General features: G+C 73.5%; 18 protein-coding genes. 7 read left to right on the top strand and 11 right to left on the bottom strand.

The features are described from left to right. Window positions 1–27 precede the first annotated feature (27 nt). Window positions 28–780, bottom strand: a complete 753-nt coding sequence (locus tag ABZ172_RS09060) for a hypothetical protein (protein ID WP_356881754.1) — start codon at window positions 778–780, stop codon at window positions 28–30. A 173-nt stretch (window positions 781–953) separates the two neighbouring features. On the opposite strand from ABZ172_RS09060, the gene ABZ172_RS09055 reads away from it, so the two are divergent. From ABZ172_RS09055 to ABZ172_RS09045, 3 genes are all read left to right on the top strand, one after another. Then, on the top strand, window positions 954–2,228 hold the full coding sequence (locus ABZ172_RS09055; protein WP_356881752.1) for a CBS domain-containing protein: 1,275 nt from the start codon (window positions 954–956) through the stop codon (window positions 2,226–2,228). Beyond that, window positions 2,218–2,796: a DUF1003 domain-containing protein gene (locus ABZ172_RS09050; protein WP_356881750.1), complete on the top strand. Its 579-nt coding sequence runs from the start codon at window positions 2,218–2,220 to the stop codon at window positions 2,794–2,796. Before ABZ172_RS09055 ends, ABZ172_RS09050 begins: the two co-directional genes overlap by 11 nt. Window positions 2,797–2,875: 79 nt before the next feature. Continuing rightward, on the top strand, window positions 2,876–4,009 hold the full coding sequence (locus ABZ172_RS09045; RefSeq protein WP_356881748.1) for an Mrp/NBP35 family ATP-binding protein: 1,134 nt from the start codon (window positions 2,876–2,878) through the stop codon (window positions 4,007–4,009). Between the two features lie 62 nt (window positions 4,010–4,071). Here the strand turns inward: ABZ172_RS09045 and ABZ172_RS09040 are convergent, their stop codons facing one another. The 5 genes from ABZ172_RS09040 to sigE all read right to left on the bottom strand — a co-directional run bounded on the left by ABZ172_RS09040 (window position 4,072) and on the right by sigE (window position 9,259). After that, entirely contained in the window at window positions 4,072–4,737 is a 666-nt protein-coding gene (locus ABZ172_RS09040; RefSeq protein ID WP_356881746.1) for a hypothetical protein, read from the bottom strand. Window positions 4,738–4,863: 126 nt separating this feature from the next. After that, window positions 4,864–5,340 (bottom strand): sec-independent translocase, encoded by a 477-nt coding sequence (locus ABZ172_RS09035; RefSeq protein ID WP_356881744.1) that lies wholly within the window; start codon window positions 5,338–5,340, stop codon window positions 4,864–4,866. Between the two features lie 117 nt (window positions 5,341–5,457). Further along, window positions 5,458–7,479, bottom strand: coding sequence for a trypsin-like peptidase domain-containing protein (locus ABZ172_RS09030; protein WP_356881742.1), 2,022 nt, complete (start codon window positions 7,477–7,479; stop codon window positions 5,458–5,460). A gap of 89 nt (window positions 7,480–7,568) precedes the next feature. Then, complete coding sequence (locus ABZ172_RS09025; RefSeq protein ID WP_356881740.1) at window positions 7,569–8,501, bottom strand: zf-HC2 domain-containing protein; 933 nt, start codon at window positions 8,499–8,501, stop codon at window positions 7,569–7,571. Then, the gene (gene sigE / locus ABZ172_RS09020; protein WP_356881738.1) at window positions 8,498–9,259 is read right to left on the bottom strand and encodes an RNA polymerase sigma factor SigE; all 762 of its coding nucleotides are present in this window, start codon (window positions 9,257–9,259) and stop codon (window positions 8,498–8,500) included. The genes ABZ172_RS09025 and sigE overlap by 4 nt, the downstream gene beginning before the upstream one ends. Window positions 9,260–9,436: 177 nt before the next feature. Between sigE and ABZ172_RS09015 the strand changes: the two genes are divergently transcribed. Beyond that, window positions 9,437–10,102: an O-methyltransferase gene (locus tag ABZ172_RS09015; RefSeq protein WP_356881736.1), complete on the top strand. Its 666-nt coding sequence runs from the start codon at window positions 9,437–9,439 to the stop codon at window positions 10,100–10,102. Window positions 10,103–10,238: 136 nt separating this feature from the next. On the opposite strand, the gene ABZ172_RS09010 is transcribed toward ABZ172_RS09015, so the two are convergent. Beyond that, window positions 10,239–10,406, bottom strand: coding sequence for a DUF3117 domain-containing protein (locus tag ABZ172_RS09010; protein ID WP_003966491.1), 168 nt, complete (start codon window positions 10,404–10,406; stop codon window positions 10,239–10,241). Between the two features lie 324 nt (window positions 10,407–10,730). Between ABZ172_RS09010 and ABZ172_RS09005 the strand changes: the two genes are divergently transcribed. After that, the gene (locus ABZ172_RS09005; protein ID WP_356881849.1) at window positions 10,731–11,543 is read left to right on the top strand and encodes an enoyl-CoA hydratase-related protein; all 813 of its coding nucleotides are present in this window, start codon (window positions 10,731–10,733) and stop codon (window positions 11,541–11,543) included. 2 nt (window positions 11,544–11,545) lie between these two features. Here ABZ172_RS09005 and ABZ172_RS09000 read toward each other — a convergent pair whose 3' ends face one another. Next, complete coding sequence (locus tag ABZ172_RS09000; RefSeq protein ID WP_356881734.1) at window positions 11,546–12,130, bottom strand: DNA-3-methyladenine glycosylase I; 585 nt, start codon at window positions 12,128–12,130, stop codon at window positions 11,546–11,548. Continuing rightward, on the bottom strand, window positions 12,127–12,519 hold the full coding sequence (locus ABZ172_RS08995) for a DivIVA domain-containing protein (protein WP_356881732.1): 393 nt from the start codon (window positions 12,517–12,519) through the stop codon (window positions 12,127–12,129). The genes ABZ172_RS09000 and ABZ172_RS08995 overlap by 4 nt, the downstream gene beginning before the upstream one ends. Before the next feature lie 90 nt (window positions 12,520–12,609). On the opposite strand from ABZ172_RS08995, the gene folP reads away from it, so the two are divergent. Continuing rightward, window positions 12,610–13,482, top strand: a complete 873-nt coding sequence (folP, locus tag ABZ172_RS08990; RefSeq protein WP_356881730.1) for a dihydropteroate synthase — start codon at window positions 12,610–12,612, stop codon at window positions 13,480–13,482. Between the two features lie 223 nt (window positions 13,483–13,705). Here folP and ABZ172_RS08985 read toward each other — a convergent pair whose 3' ends face one another. Together ABZ172_RS08985 and dapE are read right to left on the bottom strand one after the other, a co-directional pair. Further along, window positions 13,706–14,509, bottom strand: coding sequence for a TIGR00730 family Rossman fold protein (locus tag ABZ172_RS08985; RefSeq protein WP_356881728.1), 804 nt, complete (start codon window positions 14,507–14,509; stop codon window positions 13,706–13,708). A gap of 85 nt (window positions 14,510–14,594) precedes the next feature. Continuing rightward, window positions 14,595–15,674 (bottom strand): succinyl-diaminopimelate desuccinylase, encoded by a 1,080-nt coding sequence (gene dapE, locus ABZ172_RS08980; protein WP_356881726.1) that lies wholly within the window; start codon window positions 15,672–15,674, stop codon window positions 14,595–14,597. Between the two features lie 62 nt (window positions 15,675–15,736). On the opposite strand from dapE, the gene ABZ172_RS08975 reads away from it, so the two are divergent. Next, window positions 15,737–16,642, top strand: a complete 906-nt coding sequence (locus ABZ172_RS08975; protein WP_356881724.1) for a hypothetical protein — start codon at window positions 15,737–15,739, stop codon at window positions 16,640–16,642. Window positions 16,643–16,925 lie beyond the last annotated feature (283 nt).

Genomic DNA, 16,925 nt, shown 5'->3' with positions numbered 1-16,925 from the left:
GCACCGTAGGCCGTCAGTCGTCGGCTCTCAGCCGGAGGACCGGGGGAGCTGCCCGCCGTAGTCGACGGTCTCGTCCTCGGCCGGGGCCTCCAGGGCGAAGGCGTGGCCCCAGTCGGCCAGGGTGACGGTGCCGCCGCCCCCGCCGCGGGCGACACGCAGCGGGTACGGGGTGCCCTTCAGGGAGACGTCCAGTGCGCCGCCCTCACCCTCTCCCCCCACGATCTGCACGGCCCGTACCCCGCCGACCGTCGTGCGGTCGCCCTTGTTGATCTTTCCGTGCAGCGCGAGCATCCCGTCCAGCAGGGTGTCCTTCTCGGTGAATCCGCGCAGCTGCCGGTAGGTCGGGTCGTCCTCGGGGACCTTGACGTACTTGCCGTCGAGCTTGTCCGCCGCCTGCTCGCTCTCGTCGTCGCCCTGCTCGTGCTTCCAGAAGCCCGCGTCGGCCTTGAGGAAGAGCGCGTCGCCGACCCGCAGCAGCTCGAAGGTGTACTGCTTCGAGGTGACCGAGCCCGTGCCGCCCTCGCCGCTGAGCTGCATGTTCAGGGAGTACGTCCCGCCCTTGCTGACCAGCTTGCCCGTCAGCCGCACGGCGTCCGCGGCCTCCGCCGCGGACCGCGCCTTCGCGTCGATCTGGTCGGCCGTCAGCTTGCCGACACCGTTGGTGCCCGCGTCCGGGTCCTCCCCGGCACAGGCCGTGAGCGCGACGGTCAGCCCCGCGCAGAGCACCACGGCGAAAGCGGTCCGGCGACGGGCCCGGACGAGCGGGGCGGAAGAGGTCACAGGCGCACTGCCTCTCATCGGTGTGTCGGGGTTCGGCAGACCGCAGCGTACCCGTGCCGCGTACGCCGTCCGGCAGAGCTCCGTACGGACGGCCCGCCAGGGCGGCACGGACCGGTACGGGCTAGCCTGATCATGGCGAAGGAGGACGTGAGAGACCGAGGGAGGCGCACAGGATGGCGGCAGGCACTCCCCGGGTCTTCGTCTCGCACCTCGCCGGCGTACCGGTGTTCGACCCCAACGGCGACCAGGTCGGCCGGGTCCGTGACCTGGTGGCGATGCTCCGGGTCGGCGGCAAACCGCCCCGGCTGCTGGGCATGGTCGTCGAGGTCGTCAGCCGGCGGCGCATCTTCGTGCCCATGACCCGGGTGACCGGGGTCGAGTCGGGCCAGGTGATCACGACCGGTGTGGTCAACATGCGGCGCTTCGAGCAGCGTCCGACCGAGCGGCTGGTCCTCGGCGAGTTCCTCGACCGGCGGGTGCGCCTGGTCGAGACGGACGAGGAGGTCACCGTCCTGGACGTCGCCATCCAGCAGCTCCCGGCCCGCCGCGACTGGGAGATCGACAAGTTCTTCGTGCGCAAGGGGCGCGGCGGGGCCCTGCGCCGCAAGGGCGAGACGCTGACCGTCGAGTGGTCGGCGATCAGCGGCTTCGCGCTGGAGGAGCAGGGGCAGGGCGCCGAGAGCCTGGTGGCGACCTTCGACCGGCTGCGCCCCACCGACGTCGCCAACGCCCTGCACCATCTGACGCCCAAGCGCCGCGCCGAGGTGGCCGCGGCCCTCGACGACGACCGGCTGGCCGACATCCTGGAGGAGCTCCCCGGTGACGACCAGGTGGAGATCCTGGGCGAGCTGGCGGAGGACCGTGCCGCGGACGTCCTGGAGGCGATGGACCCGGACGACGCGGCCGACCTGCTCTCGGAGCTGCCGGAGGCCGACAAGGAACGGCTGCTGGCCCTGATGCGCCCGGACGACGCCGCCGACGTGCGGCGTCTGCTGTCGTACGAGGAGCGGACCGCGGGCGGGCTGATGACGACCGAGCCGATCATCCTGCGGCCCGACGCCACGGTCGCGGACGCGCTGGCCCGGGTGCGCCAGCAGGACCTCTCGCCCGCGCTGGCCGCCCAGGTGTACGTCTGCCGGTCGCCGGACGAGACCCCGACCGGCAAGTACCTGGGCACCGTGCACTTCCAGCGTCTGCTGCGCGATCCGCCGTTCACCCTGGTCAGCTCGATCGTCGACAGCGACCTCGTGCCGCTGACGCCGCAGACGCCGCTGCCGGCCGTGACCAGCTACCTGGCCGCGTACAACATGGTCTCGGTGCCCGTGGTGGACGAGAGCGGGTCGCTGCTGGGCGCGGTGACCGTGGACGACGTGCTGGACCACCTGCTGCCCGAGGACTGGCGCGAGAACGACTTCCAGGGCGAGGAGGAGATCAGCGGTGGCGGCTGAGGACCGGTCGAGGGCCGTACCGGCCGGCGCGTCGGGCGTCGTGCGCCCGCCGCGGCCGCGGCTGGACCTCCCCAAGGCACCGCGGCCCCGGCTGCTGCCCGAGTACGACCCGGAGGCGTTCGGCCGGTTCTCCGAGCGGATCGCCCGCTTCCTGGGCACCGGGCGGTTCATCGTCTGGATGACGCTGATCATCATCCTGTGGGTGGTGTGGAACATCTTCGCGCCGCAGCACCTGCGGTTCGACGAGTACCCCTTCATCTTCCTGACCCTGATGCTCTCCCTGCAGGCCTCCTACGCCGCCCCGCTGATCCTCCTGGCGCAGAACAGGCAGGACGACCGCGACCGGGTCACCCACGAGCAGGACCGCAAGCAGAACGAGCGCTCGATCGCGGACACCGAGTACCTCACCCGGGAGATCGCCGCGCTCCGGATGGGCCTCGGGGAGGTCGCCACCCGGGACTGGATCCGCTCGGAGCTGGAGACGCTGGTGAAGGACATGGAGGAGCGCCGGACGGTGCTCCCCGCGGAGAGCGACGAGGGCGACCGCGGAGGGACCGCCCGCCCGTAGGCACCCCGCGCCGCACCCGCCTCCCGCCACCCGCGGCCACCCCTTCGATGAGCGCCGCACGCACCCGTACTATCGGGGTATGGCTACGGAAGACGCGGTGCGCGAAGCACTGGCGACAGTGAACGACCCCGAGATCCACCGACCGATCACCGAGCTCGGCATGGTGAAGTCGGTCGCGATCGACCCTGACGGTGTGGTCGCTGTCACCGTGTACCTCACGGTCTCCGGCTGCCCGATGCGCGAGACGATCACCACGAACGTCACCGACGCGGTGGCCCGCGTCGAGGGCGTCTCGCGGGTCGAGGTCACCCTCGACGTGATGAGCGACGAGCAGCGCAAGGAGCTCGCCGCCGCGCTGCGCGGCGGTACGGCGGAGCGCGAGGTCCCCTTCGCCAAGCCCGGCTCGCTGACCCGGGTCTACGCGGTGGCGTCCGGCAAGGGCGGCGTCGGCAAGTCCTCGGTGACGGTCAACCTGGCGGCGGCGATGGCCGCCGACGGGCTCAAGGTCGGTGTGGTCGACGCGGACATCTACGGCCACAGCGTGCCGCGGATGCTCGGCGCGGACGGCAAGCCCACCCAGGTCGAGAACATGATCATGCCGCCGTCCGCGCACGGCGTGAAGGTCATCTCCATCGGCATGTTCACCCCGGGCAACTCCCCCGTGGTGTGGCGCGGCCCCATGCTGCACCGCGCGCTGCAGCAGTTCCTCGCCGACGTGTACTGGGGCGACCTGGACGTCCTGCTGCTGGACCTGCCGCCGGGCACCGGTGACATCGCGATCTCCGTGGCGCAGCTCGTCCCGAACGCCGAGATCCTGGTCGTCACGACCCCGCAGCAGGCCGCCGCCGAGGTGGCCGAGCGGGCCGGCTCGATCGCCGTGCAGACCCACCAGAAGATCGTCGGCGTCGTCGAGAACATGTCGGGCATGCCGTGCCCGCACTGCGACGAGACGGTCGACGTGTTCGGTTCGGGCGGCGGGCAGCGGGTCGCCGACGGACTGACGAAGACGGTCGGCGCCGAGGTCCCGGTGCTGGGCACCATCCCCATCGACGTACGGCTGCGCGAGGGCGGCGACGAGGGCAAGCCGGTGGTCCTGACCGACCCGGACTCCCCCGCGGGCTCCGCGCTGCGCTCCGTCGCGGAGAAGCTGAGCGGCCGTCAGCGCGGCCTGTCGGGCATGTCGCTGGGTCTCACCCCGCGCAACAAGTTCTGAGCCGCAGACGGGCGGTGGGCGGCCTCCTCGGAGCGCCGCCCACCGCCCGTACGCGTGTCCGCTCAGCCCGCGTCGTACGAGGCGATGTCGCCGATCGCCGCGAACCCGAGGCCGTAGGCGCTCATGCCGCGACCGTAGGCACCGATGTGCACCCCGTCGGGGGCCGACCCGGCGAGCACCCAGCCGAACTCCGACTCCCGGTAGTGGAAGTCCACCGGCACGCCGTCCACCGGGAGGGACAGCGTCGACCAGGGCGCCCGGCCGAGGTCGTCCGCGAGCTCGAACGCGGTCTCGGTCTGCTGGTTCAGCCATTCGCCGCGCAGCGTGTGGTCCATCTGCGGGGGCCAGGTGCAGTCCAGCAGGCCCGAGCCCGCCAGCCAGGCCGCCGAGGACGCCGTGGTGGCGTCCAGCACCCCCGTGCCGTCGTCGCTGTCCCGGACGGGGCTGCTGCCCACGGTCACCACGACCGCGAAGCGCGCCTTCTCCGCCCCGGTGTCGGCCCGCACGACGGGCTCCTCACCGTGTCCGGTGGAACCGTGCTGCACCGTGTCGTCCGCCGCGGCGGTGACGTGCATCAGCCAGCGCGGCCCCGTGAAGGCCTCGTCCAACCCGTACCAGGGGAACGCCGCCTTGAGGTAACCGTCGACCGTGCGCCGGGTCGCCGGCACCCCCTCCGCGGTGTCCGCGCTCGGCGCACCGTCCGCCCCTACCCGACTCGTCGTCTCCATCTGGCCGGCCGCCTCCTCGATCTTCCTGTGATCCGGAGCGGCCCTCCCCCCGTGGGCATGGGCAACCTCGCAACCGGACAGATGGAGAATAGCCATACCGTCCGGGCGAGTCGGGATTGACCGGTCTCAGGTGGCGTCTGCGTCGAAGGGCGGGCGCTCGTCCCTGGCCGGCTGCGCGGGCTTCTTCAGCAGGTCGGGCGACGAGGTCTGCGCGGAGTCGGACGCCGTCTTCTTGAGGAGGTCGGGCGTGCCGCCGGCCGCTGCGGGGGTACTCTCCCGGCCGTTCACCGCGTCGGTGACCTCGGCCATCTCCTTGCGCAGGTCGAAGCTCTCGCGGATCTCCTTGAGCCCCAGTTCGTCGTTGCCGTCCATGAGCTGCTTGCGGACGAACGTCTTGGGGTTGAGGTCCTCGAACTCGAAGTCCTTGAACTGAGGACCGAGCTCCGTGCGGATGTCCTCCTTGGCACTGTCCGAGAACTCACGGATCTTGCGGATGGTGCGCGTGACGTCCTGGATGACCTTCGGGAGCTTCTCCGGGCCGAATACGAGCACGGCGAGCACCACGAGCGTCAGCAGCTCGAGTGCGCCTATGTCATTGAACACCTTGCTGCTCCTCGTGTTCTCTGCGTCCACTCCGCATGGTCTCCGCCGCCGGCCCAGGGCACCGGACCGCTCCACGGTACCCGGCGAAGCCGTCCGGGCGGTACCTGCGGGTGGCCGTCAGGTGCCGCTCGCCGACCCCAGGGTCAACGTCAGGGACAGGTCCTCGCCACCCCGCGTCAGCACGAGGGCGAGCCGGTCACCGGGCCGGTGGGCGCGGATCTTGACGATCAGTTCCTCGCCGGTGTGCACCCGCTGGCCCTCGACCTCGGTGATGACGTCGCCCGCCCGGACGCCGGCCTTGTCGGCCGGGCCCCCCTCGGTCACCGCGGACTCGCCGCCGGCGGACCGGCCGCCCACCTTGGCGCCGTCGCCGGCGAACTCCATGTCGAGCGTGACACCGATCACGGGGTGGGTGGCCTTCCCGGTGTTGATCAGCTCCTCGGCGACCCGCTTGCCCTGGTTGATCGGTATCGCGAAGCCCAGTCCGATGGAACCCGACTGGGCGCCGTCGAGCCCGGATCCGCTGTCGGCGGCGCGGATGGCGCTGTTGATGCCGATGACCCGGGCCTCGGTGTCGACGAGGGGGCCGCCCGAGTTGCCCGGGTTGATCGGGGCGTCGGTCTGCAGCGCGTCGACATAGCTGACGTCGGTGCCGTCGCCCTTCTCGCCGCCCGCGGTGATGGGGCGCTGCTTGGCGCTGATGATGCCGGAGGTGACCGTGTTGGAGAGGTCGAAGGGGGCTCCGATCGCCACCACCGGGTCGCCCACCCGCACGTTGTCGGAGTTCCCGAGGGGCAGGGGCGTGAGGCCGGAGACTCCGGTGACCTTGACGACGGCCAGGTCGTACCCGCTGTCCTTGCCGACGATCTCGGCCGGCGCGCTCTCCCCGCCGCTGAAGGTGACGGTGATGTCGCCGGTCGATCCCGCGGGGGCGACCACGTGGTTGTTGGTGAGGATGTGGCCCTTGTCGTCCAGGACGAACCCGGTGCCCGTGCCGGACTCGTCGGAGCCGTTGACGTGCAGGGTGACGACGCTCGGCAGCGCGCTGGCGGCGATGCCGGCCACGCTGTCGGGCGCCCGGCCGCCGGCGTCCCGGCCGGACTGGGGCAGTTCGACCGTGGTGAGGCCGCCGTTGCGCTCGACGTAGGCGCCGATCCCGCCGCCGATGACCCCGGCGAGGAGGGCGAGCAGCGCGGCTCCGGCGAGGAGCGTCCCCCGGCGGGTCCTGCGCGGCCCGGTGTCCGGGCCCTGGGCGGGCTCGGGGTGGCTCAGCGGCTGCTGCCCGGGGGCGGCCCAGGGGTCGTAGCGCAGCCACTGGGAGGGCTGCGGGGAGGACGGGGCGGTCTGCCCGGGGGGCTGGGGCGCCGGGTGCTGCGGGGGCACGCCGTGCGGCGGGGGCGGCGGCGCCCAGGTCTCGGTGTGCTGCCCCTGGCCGCCCTGCGCCGCGGCCGGCGGGCCGCCGATGGGGTCGGTCGCGCCGTGGCCGTCCGGCCCCGCGTAGGGCGGGGGTACGGGGGTGCCCTGGGCCGGGGTCGGCACCGGACGCTGCACCGGGGGTGCGGGCGCCCACGGCCCCGGACCGCCGTAGGGCGGGGTGCTGTACTCGTCGGGCGCGTGCAGCGGCTGCGTGCGGGGGGCGCGCGGCTCGGCGGCGGGCTGCCCGGGCACCACGGGCGCCGTCGGCGCGGGCGCCCCCGGCTCGGCGGCGGGTGCCACCGGTCCGGCGGCGGGGGGTGCGGGTGATGCGGGGGTCGCAGGTCCGGCGGCCGGCGGTGCGGGTGCCGGGGGTGCGGGCGTGTAGTCGCCGTCCGGTGTCATCGGCAGGGGCCGCTCTCCCGACGCAGGTCCGGCGGTCCCTCCGGAATCAGCGGTCCCTCCGGGAGGGGCCGGCTCTCCGGACGCGGGGGCGGGAGCCCCGCCGATGCCGTCCCGCACGGGCTCCGGTGCTCCGGACGCGGCGTCGGACGGCGCGGGCTCCGGTGCTCCGGACGCGGCGTCGGACGGCGCGGGCTCCGGTGCGCCGGGGAGGGCGTCGGACGGCGCCGCCGCCTCGTCCTCCGCCCCCGCCGGACGGTGCCGTTCGGCGGAGGGACGGCTCCACCACTTCGTCTTCGGCCCGCTGGGCTTCCCGTCGTCCATGCTCTCCCCGCAACTGGCCCGTGCACGCCCTACAGAGGCGCCCCTCCCGGAATTCAACCAGGTTTGCGAACGGGCGCGCAGGCTCCCGGTCAGCGCGCCAGGGGAGTGAGCGGCATCGCGCGGTCGTGGAGCAGCGGGGTGGGGGCCGTCACGGACGGCTTCGGGTCCGCTCCTCCACCGGTCGTGGACGACGGACCGGCACCCACCGGGCGTATCAGCGGCGGCACGGTCGTGTTGAGCACCGGGAAGGCGAACGTGCCCCCGGTGAGCACCGAGGTGTTCAGCAGGGTGGGCGCGGAGGCGGACACCGGCCGGACGGACGAGGAGGGCGCGGCGCCCGGCCGGACGGCCCCGCCCGCAGCGACGGACAGCGCGCCGCCACCGCCGCGGCCGGCCGTGGCGCCGGCGGACGCCGTCCGCTCGTCGGCGGAGAGCGGGGTGGTGGTGCTGGCGCCCGCGCCCTCGGCGCTGAGCGGCGGCTCGGGGCCGTAGTCGAGCGGGAGCGAGCCCCCGAGGGCGATGGCCGCGAGCGAGACGGCGCTGGCCGCGACGAACGCGAAGCGCCGCGCCCGCCAGGGCGACCGGTCGGCGTCCCGGGCCACGTCGTGGATGCGGAAGCCGGAGCCGGACGCGCCGCCGGGGAGCACCGCGGTCGAGCCGTGGGCGGTGGGGAGGTAACCGAGGCCGTCGAGCGGGGAACGCCCCGGGTCACCGGGCCGTCGCACGGGGAAGACCCCGTCCGCGAGGTGCCGGTCGCCGCCCGGGCCGTCCCCGGGGCCGTCGCCGCCGCCGGGGAGCCCCTGCAGGCGCGCGAGGAACCCTTCCGAGGGGGACGGCGCCGCGGAGGTCGCGAAGGCGCTCTTGAGCCGCCGCTGGGAGTCGGCCTCGGCCTTGCACCGGGCGCAGGTCGCCAGATGGGCCAGGACCCGCTCCCGGGCGTCGTGTTTGAGCTCGCCGTCGACGAGCGCGGCGAGCCGGTCCCCCAGATGCTGTTCCGCCGGGGTCGCACCTGTGCCGTTCACGCCGTACCCCCCTCCCCCGCGAGCACCGCGTCCGCCAGGGAACGCTGCTCGGCACGGGCCTCGGGCGAGCGGTGCTGGAGCGCCTTGCGCAGGTGCGACCGGCCGCGGTGGATGCGGCTGCGCACGGTCCCGAGCTTGACGCCGAGAGTGGCGGCGATCTCCTCGTACGAGAGGCCCTCGATGTCGCAGAGCACGACCGCGGCACGGAATTCGGGCGCGAGGGTGTCCAGCGCCTGCTGCACGTCCGCGTCGAAGTGCGTGTCGTTGAAGACCTGCTGCGGGGAGGGCTCACGGCTCGGCAGCCGCTCGGCCGCGTCGTCGCCGAGGGAGTCGAAACGGATCCGCTGCTTGCGGCGGACCATGTCCAGGAAGAGATTCGTCGTGATCCTGTGCAGCCAGCCCTCGAAGGTGCCGGGTGTGTAGGTCGACAGCGATCGGAACACGCGGACGAAGACCTCCTGGGTGAGGTCCTCGGCGTCGTGCTGGTTGCCCGTCAGCCGGTAGGCGAGGCGGTACACGCGGGCGCTGTGCGTGCTGACGATCTCTTCCCATGAGGGCGGGGTCCACGCCTGGGATTCCGCGTCTGAGGCGAAGGTCGCGGTCGGTGCGGAATCGTCGGAAGAACGGTCAGCGGTGTCGGTCACGGATCTCGGCTCGCCGGCCGACCCGAGAAGGCGCCGCAGCGGCCCTCTCCGATCCACAGGCGCAGCCGCACCTCCCCTATCGGCTCTGGTGGTGTCCAGCGGAGCCCCTACCATAGCCACCTCGCCCGTTAGCTCCGGATAAGCCTTTTTACCTGACGGTGCCCCGGTGTCTCCGGGAGCAAGGGGACATTCCGGTCCGGGCCGCGGGGGCCGGTCCTCGTGTTCCCCTCCACCCCTTCACAACGGTCGGTCCCATCTGCGGGTTCCCGGGCGCAGCGGATACAGTCACCGTTGCGCCAACTACGGGGACAGGAGAGGGTCATTACCGCCAACCGGCAGACGAGCTGGGCGTTCGCCGACGCCTTTGTCGCCGAGGAGGAAGCGCTGCTCTGGGCCCGGGACCGGGCCCACGAGACGGGGCTCCGCCCGGTGTCGTCCGGCACCGGCGCGGCTCTGCGCCTGCTCGCTGCCACCGCGGACGCCAAGGCCGTGGCCGAGATCGGCACCGGGACCGGTGTGTCCGGCATCTACCTGCTGCTGGGGATGCGCCCGGACGGCGTGCTGACCACCGTCGACCCGGAACCCGAGCGCCAGCAGTTCGCCCGTCAGGCCTTCCGCGCGGCCGGCTTCGCCACCAACCGGGCCCGCTTCATCCCGGGACGCGCCCTCGACGTCCTGCCGCGCCTCGCGGACGGCGGGTACGACCTGGTCTTCTGCGACGGCGACCGGCTGGAGAGCCTGGACTATCTCGCCGAATCGTTGCGGCTGCTGCGGCCCGGCGGCCTCGTCTGCTTCGAGGGCGTCTTCGCCGACGGCCGCACGATCGACTCGGCCGCCCAGCCGGCCGAGGTGCTGCGGCTGCGCGAGCTGCTGCGGGCCGTGCGGGAGAGCGAGGAGCTCCTGGCGACCCTGCTGCCGGTGGGCGACGGCCTGCTGTGCGCGGTGCGGCGCGGCTGACCCTCCGGGCCCGGCCGGCTCCGCGGCGCCGGGCGGCCGTACGCCTCGACCCTCGCCCCGGCCCTCACCCCGGACGCACCGCTGCCCCGGCGCGGGATGCGGGCCGGGGCAGCGGTGACGTGTGGGCGCCGCTGCCTCAGCCGACGACCTTCTTCAGCGCGTCACCGAGTGCGTCTGCCTCGTCCGGAGTCAGCTCGACGACAAGCCGACCGCCGCCTTCGAGCGGAACGCGCATGACGATGCCCCGCCCCTCCTTTGTCACCTCGAGCGGGCCGTCGCCCGTCCGCGGCTTCATGGCCGCCATGCTCGTTCCCCTTCCTGAAACCAGCTCATCGCAGCCGGCGGCTCCATGACAGGCGCTGCCTCACCGGCGTCGAACACAATGCTTCCTCCGCATTATCCCGCATGGGAGACCCCGATGACCAACATCGGCCGGCATCGCTTGCGCAACGCACTTTCCCAAAACCACCTAATTCGGCGATCCGGCTGCGATACTGCGCCGCCTTCACCCCTCAGCCGAGGTCCAATCGTTAGACGCAGGTCACATGTCCGGCCCACCGGAAGTCCGCCATGCTGGCCCGGACAGGCAACGCCGCCGGCGCCGTAAGGAGACCCCGCAATGGCCGACCTGGCCGACACCACGACCGACCCGGTGCTCATGGACGTGAGCGACGGACTCGCGACGATCACGCTCAACCGCCCCGACGCGATGAACGCCATGAACACCGCGGCGAAGGTCGCGCTGCGCGACGCGCTCCGGGCCGTCGCGGACGACCCCGCCGTACGGGCCGTCCTGCTCACGGCCACCGGGCGCGCCTTCTGCGTCGGCCAGGACCTCAAGGAGCACGTCGCCAAGCTCGCCGAGGCCCGCGAGCCGGACGGCGGCAACGCGCTGAGCACGGTGCGGGAGCACTACAACCCGATCGTCCGCGCTCTCACCGGGATGGCGAAGCCCGTCGTCGCCGGGGTGAACGGGGTCGCCGCGGGGGCGGGCTTCGGCTTCGCGCTGGCCGCCGACTACCGCGTGGTCGCCGACTCCGCCGCCTTCAACACGTCCTTCGCGGGCGTCGCGCTGACCGCCGACTCGGGCGTCTCCTGGACCCTGCCGCGGCTGATCGGGGCGAGCCGCGCGGCCGACCTGCTGTTCTTCCCGCGCTCGATCACCGCCCAGGAGGCGTTCGAGCTGGGCATCGCGAACAAGGTGGTGCCCGCGGCCGATCTGGCGGAGGAGGCGCGGACGCTGGCCCGGGCCCTGGCGCAGGGGCCGACGGTGGCGTACGCGGCCCTGAAGGCGTCCATGGCGTACGGCGCCGGCCACACGCTGGACGAGACGCTGGAGAAGGAGGACGCACTCCAGACGGCGGCGGGCGCGTCGCGGGACCACACGATCGCGGTCGAGGCGTTCCTGGCCAAGCGGCCGCCGGTGTACCTGGGCGAGTAGGGCTACCGGCCGCCGCCCCGGGCCACGCAGCCGGCCAGGTGGTCGTCGACCAGACCGCAGGCCTGCATCAGGGCGTAGGCGGTGGTGGGACCGACGAAGCGGAGGGACCGCTTCTTCAGGTCCTTGGCCAGCGCCGTGGACTCCGGGGTGTGCGCCGGGACGTCACCGAGGGTGCGCGGGACCGGCCGGCCGGCCGGGTCCGGGGCGTGGGACCAGATCAGCGCGTCCAGTTCGCCCTCGCCCCAGCCGGCCAGCACCCGGGCGTTGGCGAGCGTGGCGTCGATCTTGGCGCGGTTGCGGATGATCCCGGCGTCGGCGAGGAGCCGCTCCTTGTCGGCGTCGGTGAACTCCGCCACGGCCGCGATGCGGAAACCGGCGAACGCCGTGCGGAAGCCCTCGCGGCGACGCAGGATCGTCAGCCAGGACAGGCCCGACTGGAACGCCTCCAGGCAGAGCCGTTCGAAGAGCGCGTCGTCGCCGTGGACCGGGCGTCCCCACTCGGTGTCGTGATAGGCGAGGTAGTCCTCCGTGGACAGGCCCCACGGGCAGCGCGGGCGCCCGTCGGCGGCCGGTTCGGCCCCGCTCACCGCTCGCCCTCCGCGTCCGGTCCGCCGTCCTCACCGGAACCGCCGTCGGGACGCTTGTACAGGTCGGGACCGCCGTTCACCGCGGTGGCCTGGGCCCCGGCGAGGGCCGACTCCAGCTCGGCGATGTGGGCGTCCCGCTCGGCGAGCTCGGCACCGAGCCGGCCGAGGGCCTCGTCCACGTCCGTCATCCGGTAGCCGCGCACCGCCATGGGCAGCCGCAGGGCCTCGACGTCGGCCCGGCCGACGGGGCGGTTCGCGGGCAGCGGGTCGGTGAGCCGCTCCGGCTCGACGTCCTGCAGCACCGGGCTTCCGCCGCCGCCGACCACCGCCAGGGTGACCGCGGCCACGACCACGGCCATCGTGATCAGCAAGAACCAGAACACGTGCATCTCCCCGGAAGCGGAATACCTGTCCAGGTCAGATCGTGCCATGCGGGACCGGCGGTTAGGGTCGCAGGCGGGCTACAGGGAGGAAGCAGGATGCGAAGCGGGGCGCTGAGGCTGGGGCGGCGGGAGTTCGGGCCGCACGAGCCGGTGGTCATGGCGATCGTCAACCGGACGCCCGACTCCTTCTACGACCAGGGGGCGACGTTCCGTGACGAACCCGCGCTCGCCCGGGTCGAGCAGGCCGTGGCGGAGGGCGCCGCGATCATCGACATCGGCGGGGTGAAGGCAGGTCCCGGCGAGGAGGTGACGGCGCAGGAGGAGGCGCGCCGCACGGTGGGCTTCGTCGCCGAGGTGCGCCGCCGTCACCCGGACGTGGTGATCAGTGTGGACACCTGGCGGCACGACGTCGGCGAGGCCGTCTGCGAGGCCGGCGCCGACCTGCTGAACGACGCGTGGGGAGGGGTCGACCCGAAGCTGGCGGAGGTGGCCGCGCGGTACGGGGCGGGGCTCGTCTGCACCCACGCGGGCGGCGCGGAACCCCGCACCAGGCCGCACCGGATCGCCTACGACGACGTCGTGTCGGACATCCTGCGGGTGACCCTGGGCCTCGCGGAACGGGCCGTCGGGCTCGGGGTGAGGCCGGACGGGATCATGATCGACCCGGGGCACGACTTCGGCAAGAACACCCGTCACTCGCTGGAGGCCACGCGCCGGCTGGACGAGATGACGGCCACCGGCTGGCCGGTGCTGGTCTCCCTCTCCAACAAGGACTTCGTGGGGGAGACGCTGGACCGGCCGGTCAAGGAGCGCGTGATCGGCACGCTGGCGACGACGGCCGTGTCGGCGTGGCTCGGGGCGCGGGTGTACCGCGTGCACGAGGTGGCCGAGACCCGCCAGGTCCTGGACATGGTGGCGTCCGTCGCGGGCCACCGGCCGCCGGCTGTCGCACGGCGGGGCCTGGCCTAGGCCAAGGTCTCCGGGCCGAGCCGGGAGCACCGCCCCGCGGGCCCGTCCACCGGCCGACCGGGGCCGGCCTCCGCCCGGCGGGGCGGTGGCCCGTGCGTCGTCGGGGGTGCGGGGCCCCGCCGCCGGTTCCTGCCGTGCCGGGCCGGCGCGTCCCGGCACGGCGTCGGCGGCCCGCCGCCGGACGGACGGTCCGGCGCCGGGGCGGGTCAGCGGCCGGGGCGGGTCAGCGGCCGACCTCCTTGGTGACCAGGCGGACCGCCTCGTCCACGTCGTCCGTGACGTGGAACAGCATCAGGTCGTGCGCGGACGCCTTGCCGCCCGCCACCACCGTGTCCCGCAGCCAGTCGACCAGTCCGCCCCAGTACGCGGTGCCGAAGAGGACGATCGGGAAGCGGGTCACCTTGCCGGTCTGGACCAGGGTCAGCGCCTCGAAGAGCTCGTCGAGCGTGCCCAGGCCGCCGGGCAGCACGACGAACCCCTGGGCGTACTTGACGAACATCGTCTTGCGGACGAAGAAGTAGCGGAAGTTGACGCCGATGTCGACATGGGGATTCAGCCCGGACTCGAAGGGCAGCTCGATGCCGAGCCCCACGGAGACGCCCTTGGCGTCCCGCGCCCCCTTGTTCGCGGCCTCCATCGCCCCGGGGCCACCGCCCGTGATCACGGCGAACCCGGCCTCGACCAGCGCCTTGCCGATCCGGACGCCCGCTTCGTAGTCCGCTCCGCCCTCGGGGGTGCGGGCCGACCCGAAGACGCTGATGGCGCTCGGCAGTTCGGCCAGTGCGCCGAAGCCCTCCACGAACTCCGACTGGATCCGCATGACCCGCCAGGGGTCGGTGTGGACCCATTCCGAGTCGCCCTCGGAGTCCAGCAGCCGCTGGTCGGTGGTGCCCGGCTGGACCTGCTCCCTGCGCCGCAGCACCGGGCCCAGCCGCTGCTCCTCGGGCCTGACCGCACCCCCGGGCCCGACCGCGTCCTCGGGGATCCGCGCGCCGTCCGGGATCCGTGCGTCCTCCGGGTTGCCCATGTCCTGCTCCCTCCGCCGACCTGCGATGTGCGTGTGTCGCTTCAGCGTAGATCGGTGGAGGTTACGCGCAGGGGAATGCCGTGCGTCAGCTGGTGAGCCAGGAGCGCAGCCGCTCCTCGCAGTGGGTGATGCGGTCGACCACCACGTGCTCGTCCCGCTTGTGCGCGAAGAGCGCGTCCCCGGGGCCGTAGTTCACCGCGGGGACGCCGAGCGCGCCGAACCGGGAGACGTCGGTCCAGCCGAACTTGGGCTGGGCGGTGCCGCCGACGGCCTCCATGAACGCCTTGGCCGCGGGGTGGGAGAGTCCGGGCATCGCGGCTCCGGAGTGGTCGTCGACGGTGAAGCCGGCGACCCCGCAGTCCGCGAAGACCTCCCGGACGTGCGCCTCGGCCTCCTCGGGCGCCAGGTCGGGGGCGTACCGGTAGTTGACGACCACGGTGCAGGAGTCCGGGATGACGTTGGTGGCGACGCCGCCCTCGATGCCGACGGCGTTGAGCCCCTCGCGGTACTCCAGACCGTCGATCACCGGGCGGCGCGGCTCGTACGCGGCCAGCCTGGCCAGCACCGGGGTGGCGGCGTGGATCGCGTTGGAGCCCATCCAGCTGCGTGCGGAGTGGGCCCGCTCCCCCTCCAGCCGCAGGTGCACCCGGAGGGTGCCCTGGCAGCCGCCCTCGACCTGGGCGTCGGAGGGCTCCAGGAGCACGGCGAAGTCCGCTTCGAGCCAGTCGGGGTGCGCCTCGGCGACGTGCCCGAGGCCGTTGTGCTGGGCGGCGACCTCCTCGTTGTCGTAGAAGACGAAGGTCAGGTCGCGGTTGGGCTCCGGCACGGTCGCCGCGATCCGGAGCTGGACGGCCACACCCGACTTCATGTCGGTGGTCCCGCACCCCCAGAGCACGCCGTCGGCGTCGAGCCGGGACGGCACGTTGTCCGCGATCGGGACCGTGTCGATGTGGCCGGCCAGGACGACACGTTCGGCCCGGCCCAGCCGCGTCCGCGCCACCACGTTGTTGCCGTGGCGGTCGACGGTCAGGTGCGGCAGCGGGCGCAGGGCCGCCTCGATGGCGTCGGCGAGCTCCTTCTCCTGCCCGCTGACCGACGGGAAGTCGACGAGCCGGGCGGTGAGCTCCGGGCCGTCCAGGGCGAGGTCGATCGTGTGTCCATCCATGGCCACGACCCTAAGGGACTTCGGGCGCGGGGCCGCTCGTACCCTCCAGTACGGTTGGCCCCGTGCCCAGGACGAGTTCCTCCCCCCGCCGCAGCCGCCTCTTCCGTACCGCGGCCGCCTTCGCCGTGCTCGTGGCGCTGGCCGGCTATCTGGCCCTGCAGTACCTCTCCGGACACAAGGGCGCGCCCCGGTGCACCGTGGGACCGGCCGGCGGGGGCGAGGGGCGGACGTACGAGCTGAGCCCCGAGCAGGCCGCCAACGCCGCCACGATCTCGGCCGTGGGCACCACCCGCGGGCTGCCGGAGCGCGCGGTGACCATCGCGCTGGCGACCGCCCTGCAGGAGTCCGCGCTGCGCAACATCGACCACGGTGACCGGGACTCGCTCGGGCTCTTCCAGCAGCGTCCCTCGCAGGGCTGGGGCACGCCCGCCGAGATCATGGACCCGGTCTACTCGGCGGGGAAGTTCTACGAGCACCTGGCCGAGGTCCCCGGCTACTCGCGCCTGCCGCTGACCGTCGCGGCCCAGAAGGTGCAGAAGAGCGGGTTCCCGCAGGCGTACGCCAAGCACGAGCCGGACTCCGCGCTGCTGGCCGCCGCGCTGACCGGGCGCTCCCCCGCCTCGCTGACCTGCTCCCCGGCGCCGACGACCGCCGAGGGCCCCGGGGACGCGGCCGAGGTGCGGAGCGATCTGGTGCACGCCTTCGGCAAGGACCTCCTGCCGTCCACCGGCTCGGCGGGCGCCTCCGCGGCCGGCGCGGTGTCGGTGCCGGTGCCCGCGGAGGCGGACGACGCGGCCGGCCGGGGCTGGGAACTCGCCCACTGGGCGGTCGCGCGCTCCGGGACCCTGCGGATCGACGAGGTCTCCTACGGGGGCCGGGTGTGGACCGCGGACACCGGCTGGCGGACGGCACGCGAGGGGGACGGGCGCGCGGACACCACGAGCGTCCGGATGAGGCTCGCTCAGTAGTACGGACCGTCCTCCGTCCGGGCCGTGCGGCACCCACCGGAATCCCGCCGCCGCGACCCCGTGCACCCGCCCGCCCTGTGCGCGTATTCCCTTGCGCGACAAGGGAAGTGACGGTTCGTCAGTTGTGTACGCGCGACCCCGGGAGCCCGGGGCGCGACCGCGCGGATTATCGGACGCATTACCCAGTCTTTGCCCGGGTGCCCCGCAACCTTCCCCGCCCCCGGACCGGTTGTTCAGTGCGTCCGATCACCGGACAGGCGGATTCCACATCCGCCGAGACCGT

The organism is Streptomyces sp. NPDC006296, from assembly GCF_040613235.1.
Lineage (GTDB): Bacteria > Actinomycetota > Actinomycetes > Streptomycetales > Streptomycetaceae > Streptomyces.
Note: the sequence above shows the minus strand (reverse complement) of the source record. Positions and strands in the feature narration are given on the sequence as shown.

What these genes read in the sequence shown, in the direction of transcription:
- ABZ172_RS09055 (WP_356881752.1), top strand. Translation starts at nt 954, where the DNA reads ATGGCGGCAGGCACTCCCCGGGTCTTCGTCTCGCACCTCGCCGGCGTA.
- ABZ172_RS09045 (WP_356881748.1), top strand. Translation starts at nt 2,876, where the DNA reads ATGGCTACGGAAGACGCGGTGCGCGAAGCACTGGCGACAGTGAACGAC.
- ABZ172_RS09040 (WP_356881746.1), bottom strand. Translation starts at nt 4,737, where the DNA reads ATGGAGACGACGAGTCGGGTAGGGGCGGACGGTGCGCCGAGCGCGGAC.
- ABZ172_RS09030 (WP_356881742.1), bottom strand. Translation starts at nt 7,479, where the DNA reads ATGGACGACGGGAAGCCCAGCGGGCCGAAGACGAAGTGGTGGAGCCGT.
- sigE (WP_356881738.1), bottom strand. Translation starts at nt 9,259, where the DNA reads ATGGTAGGGGCTCCGCTGGACACCACCAGAGCCGATAGGGGAGGTGCG.
- ABZ172_RS09010 (WP_003966491.1), bottom strand. Translation starts at nt 10,406, where the DNA reads ATGGCGGCCATGAAGCCGCGGACGGGCGACGGCCCGCTCGAGGTGACA.
- ABZ172_RS08995 (WP_356881732.1), bottom strand. Translation starts at nt 12,519, where the DNA reads ATGCACGTGTTCTGGTTCTTGCTGATCACGATGGCCGTGGTCGTGGCC.
- folP (WP_356881730.1), top strand. Translation starts at nt 12,610, where the DNA reads ATGCGAAGCGGGGCGCTGAGGCTGGGGCGGCGGGAGTTCGGGCCGCAC.
- ABZ172_RS08985 (WP_356881728.1), bottom strand. Translation starts at nt 14,509, where the DNA reads ATGGGCAACCCGGAGGACGCACGGATCCCGGACGGCGCGCGGATCCCC.
- dapE (WP_356881726.1), bottom strand. Translation starts at nt 15,674, where the DNA reads ATGGATGGACACACGATCGACCTCGCCCTGGACGGCCCGGAGCTCACC.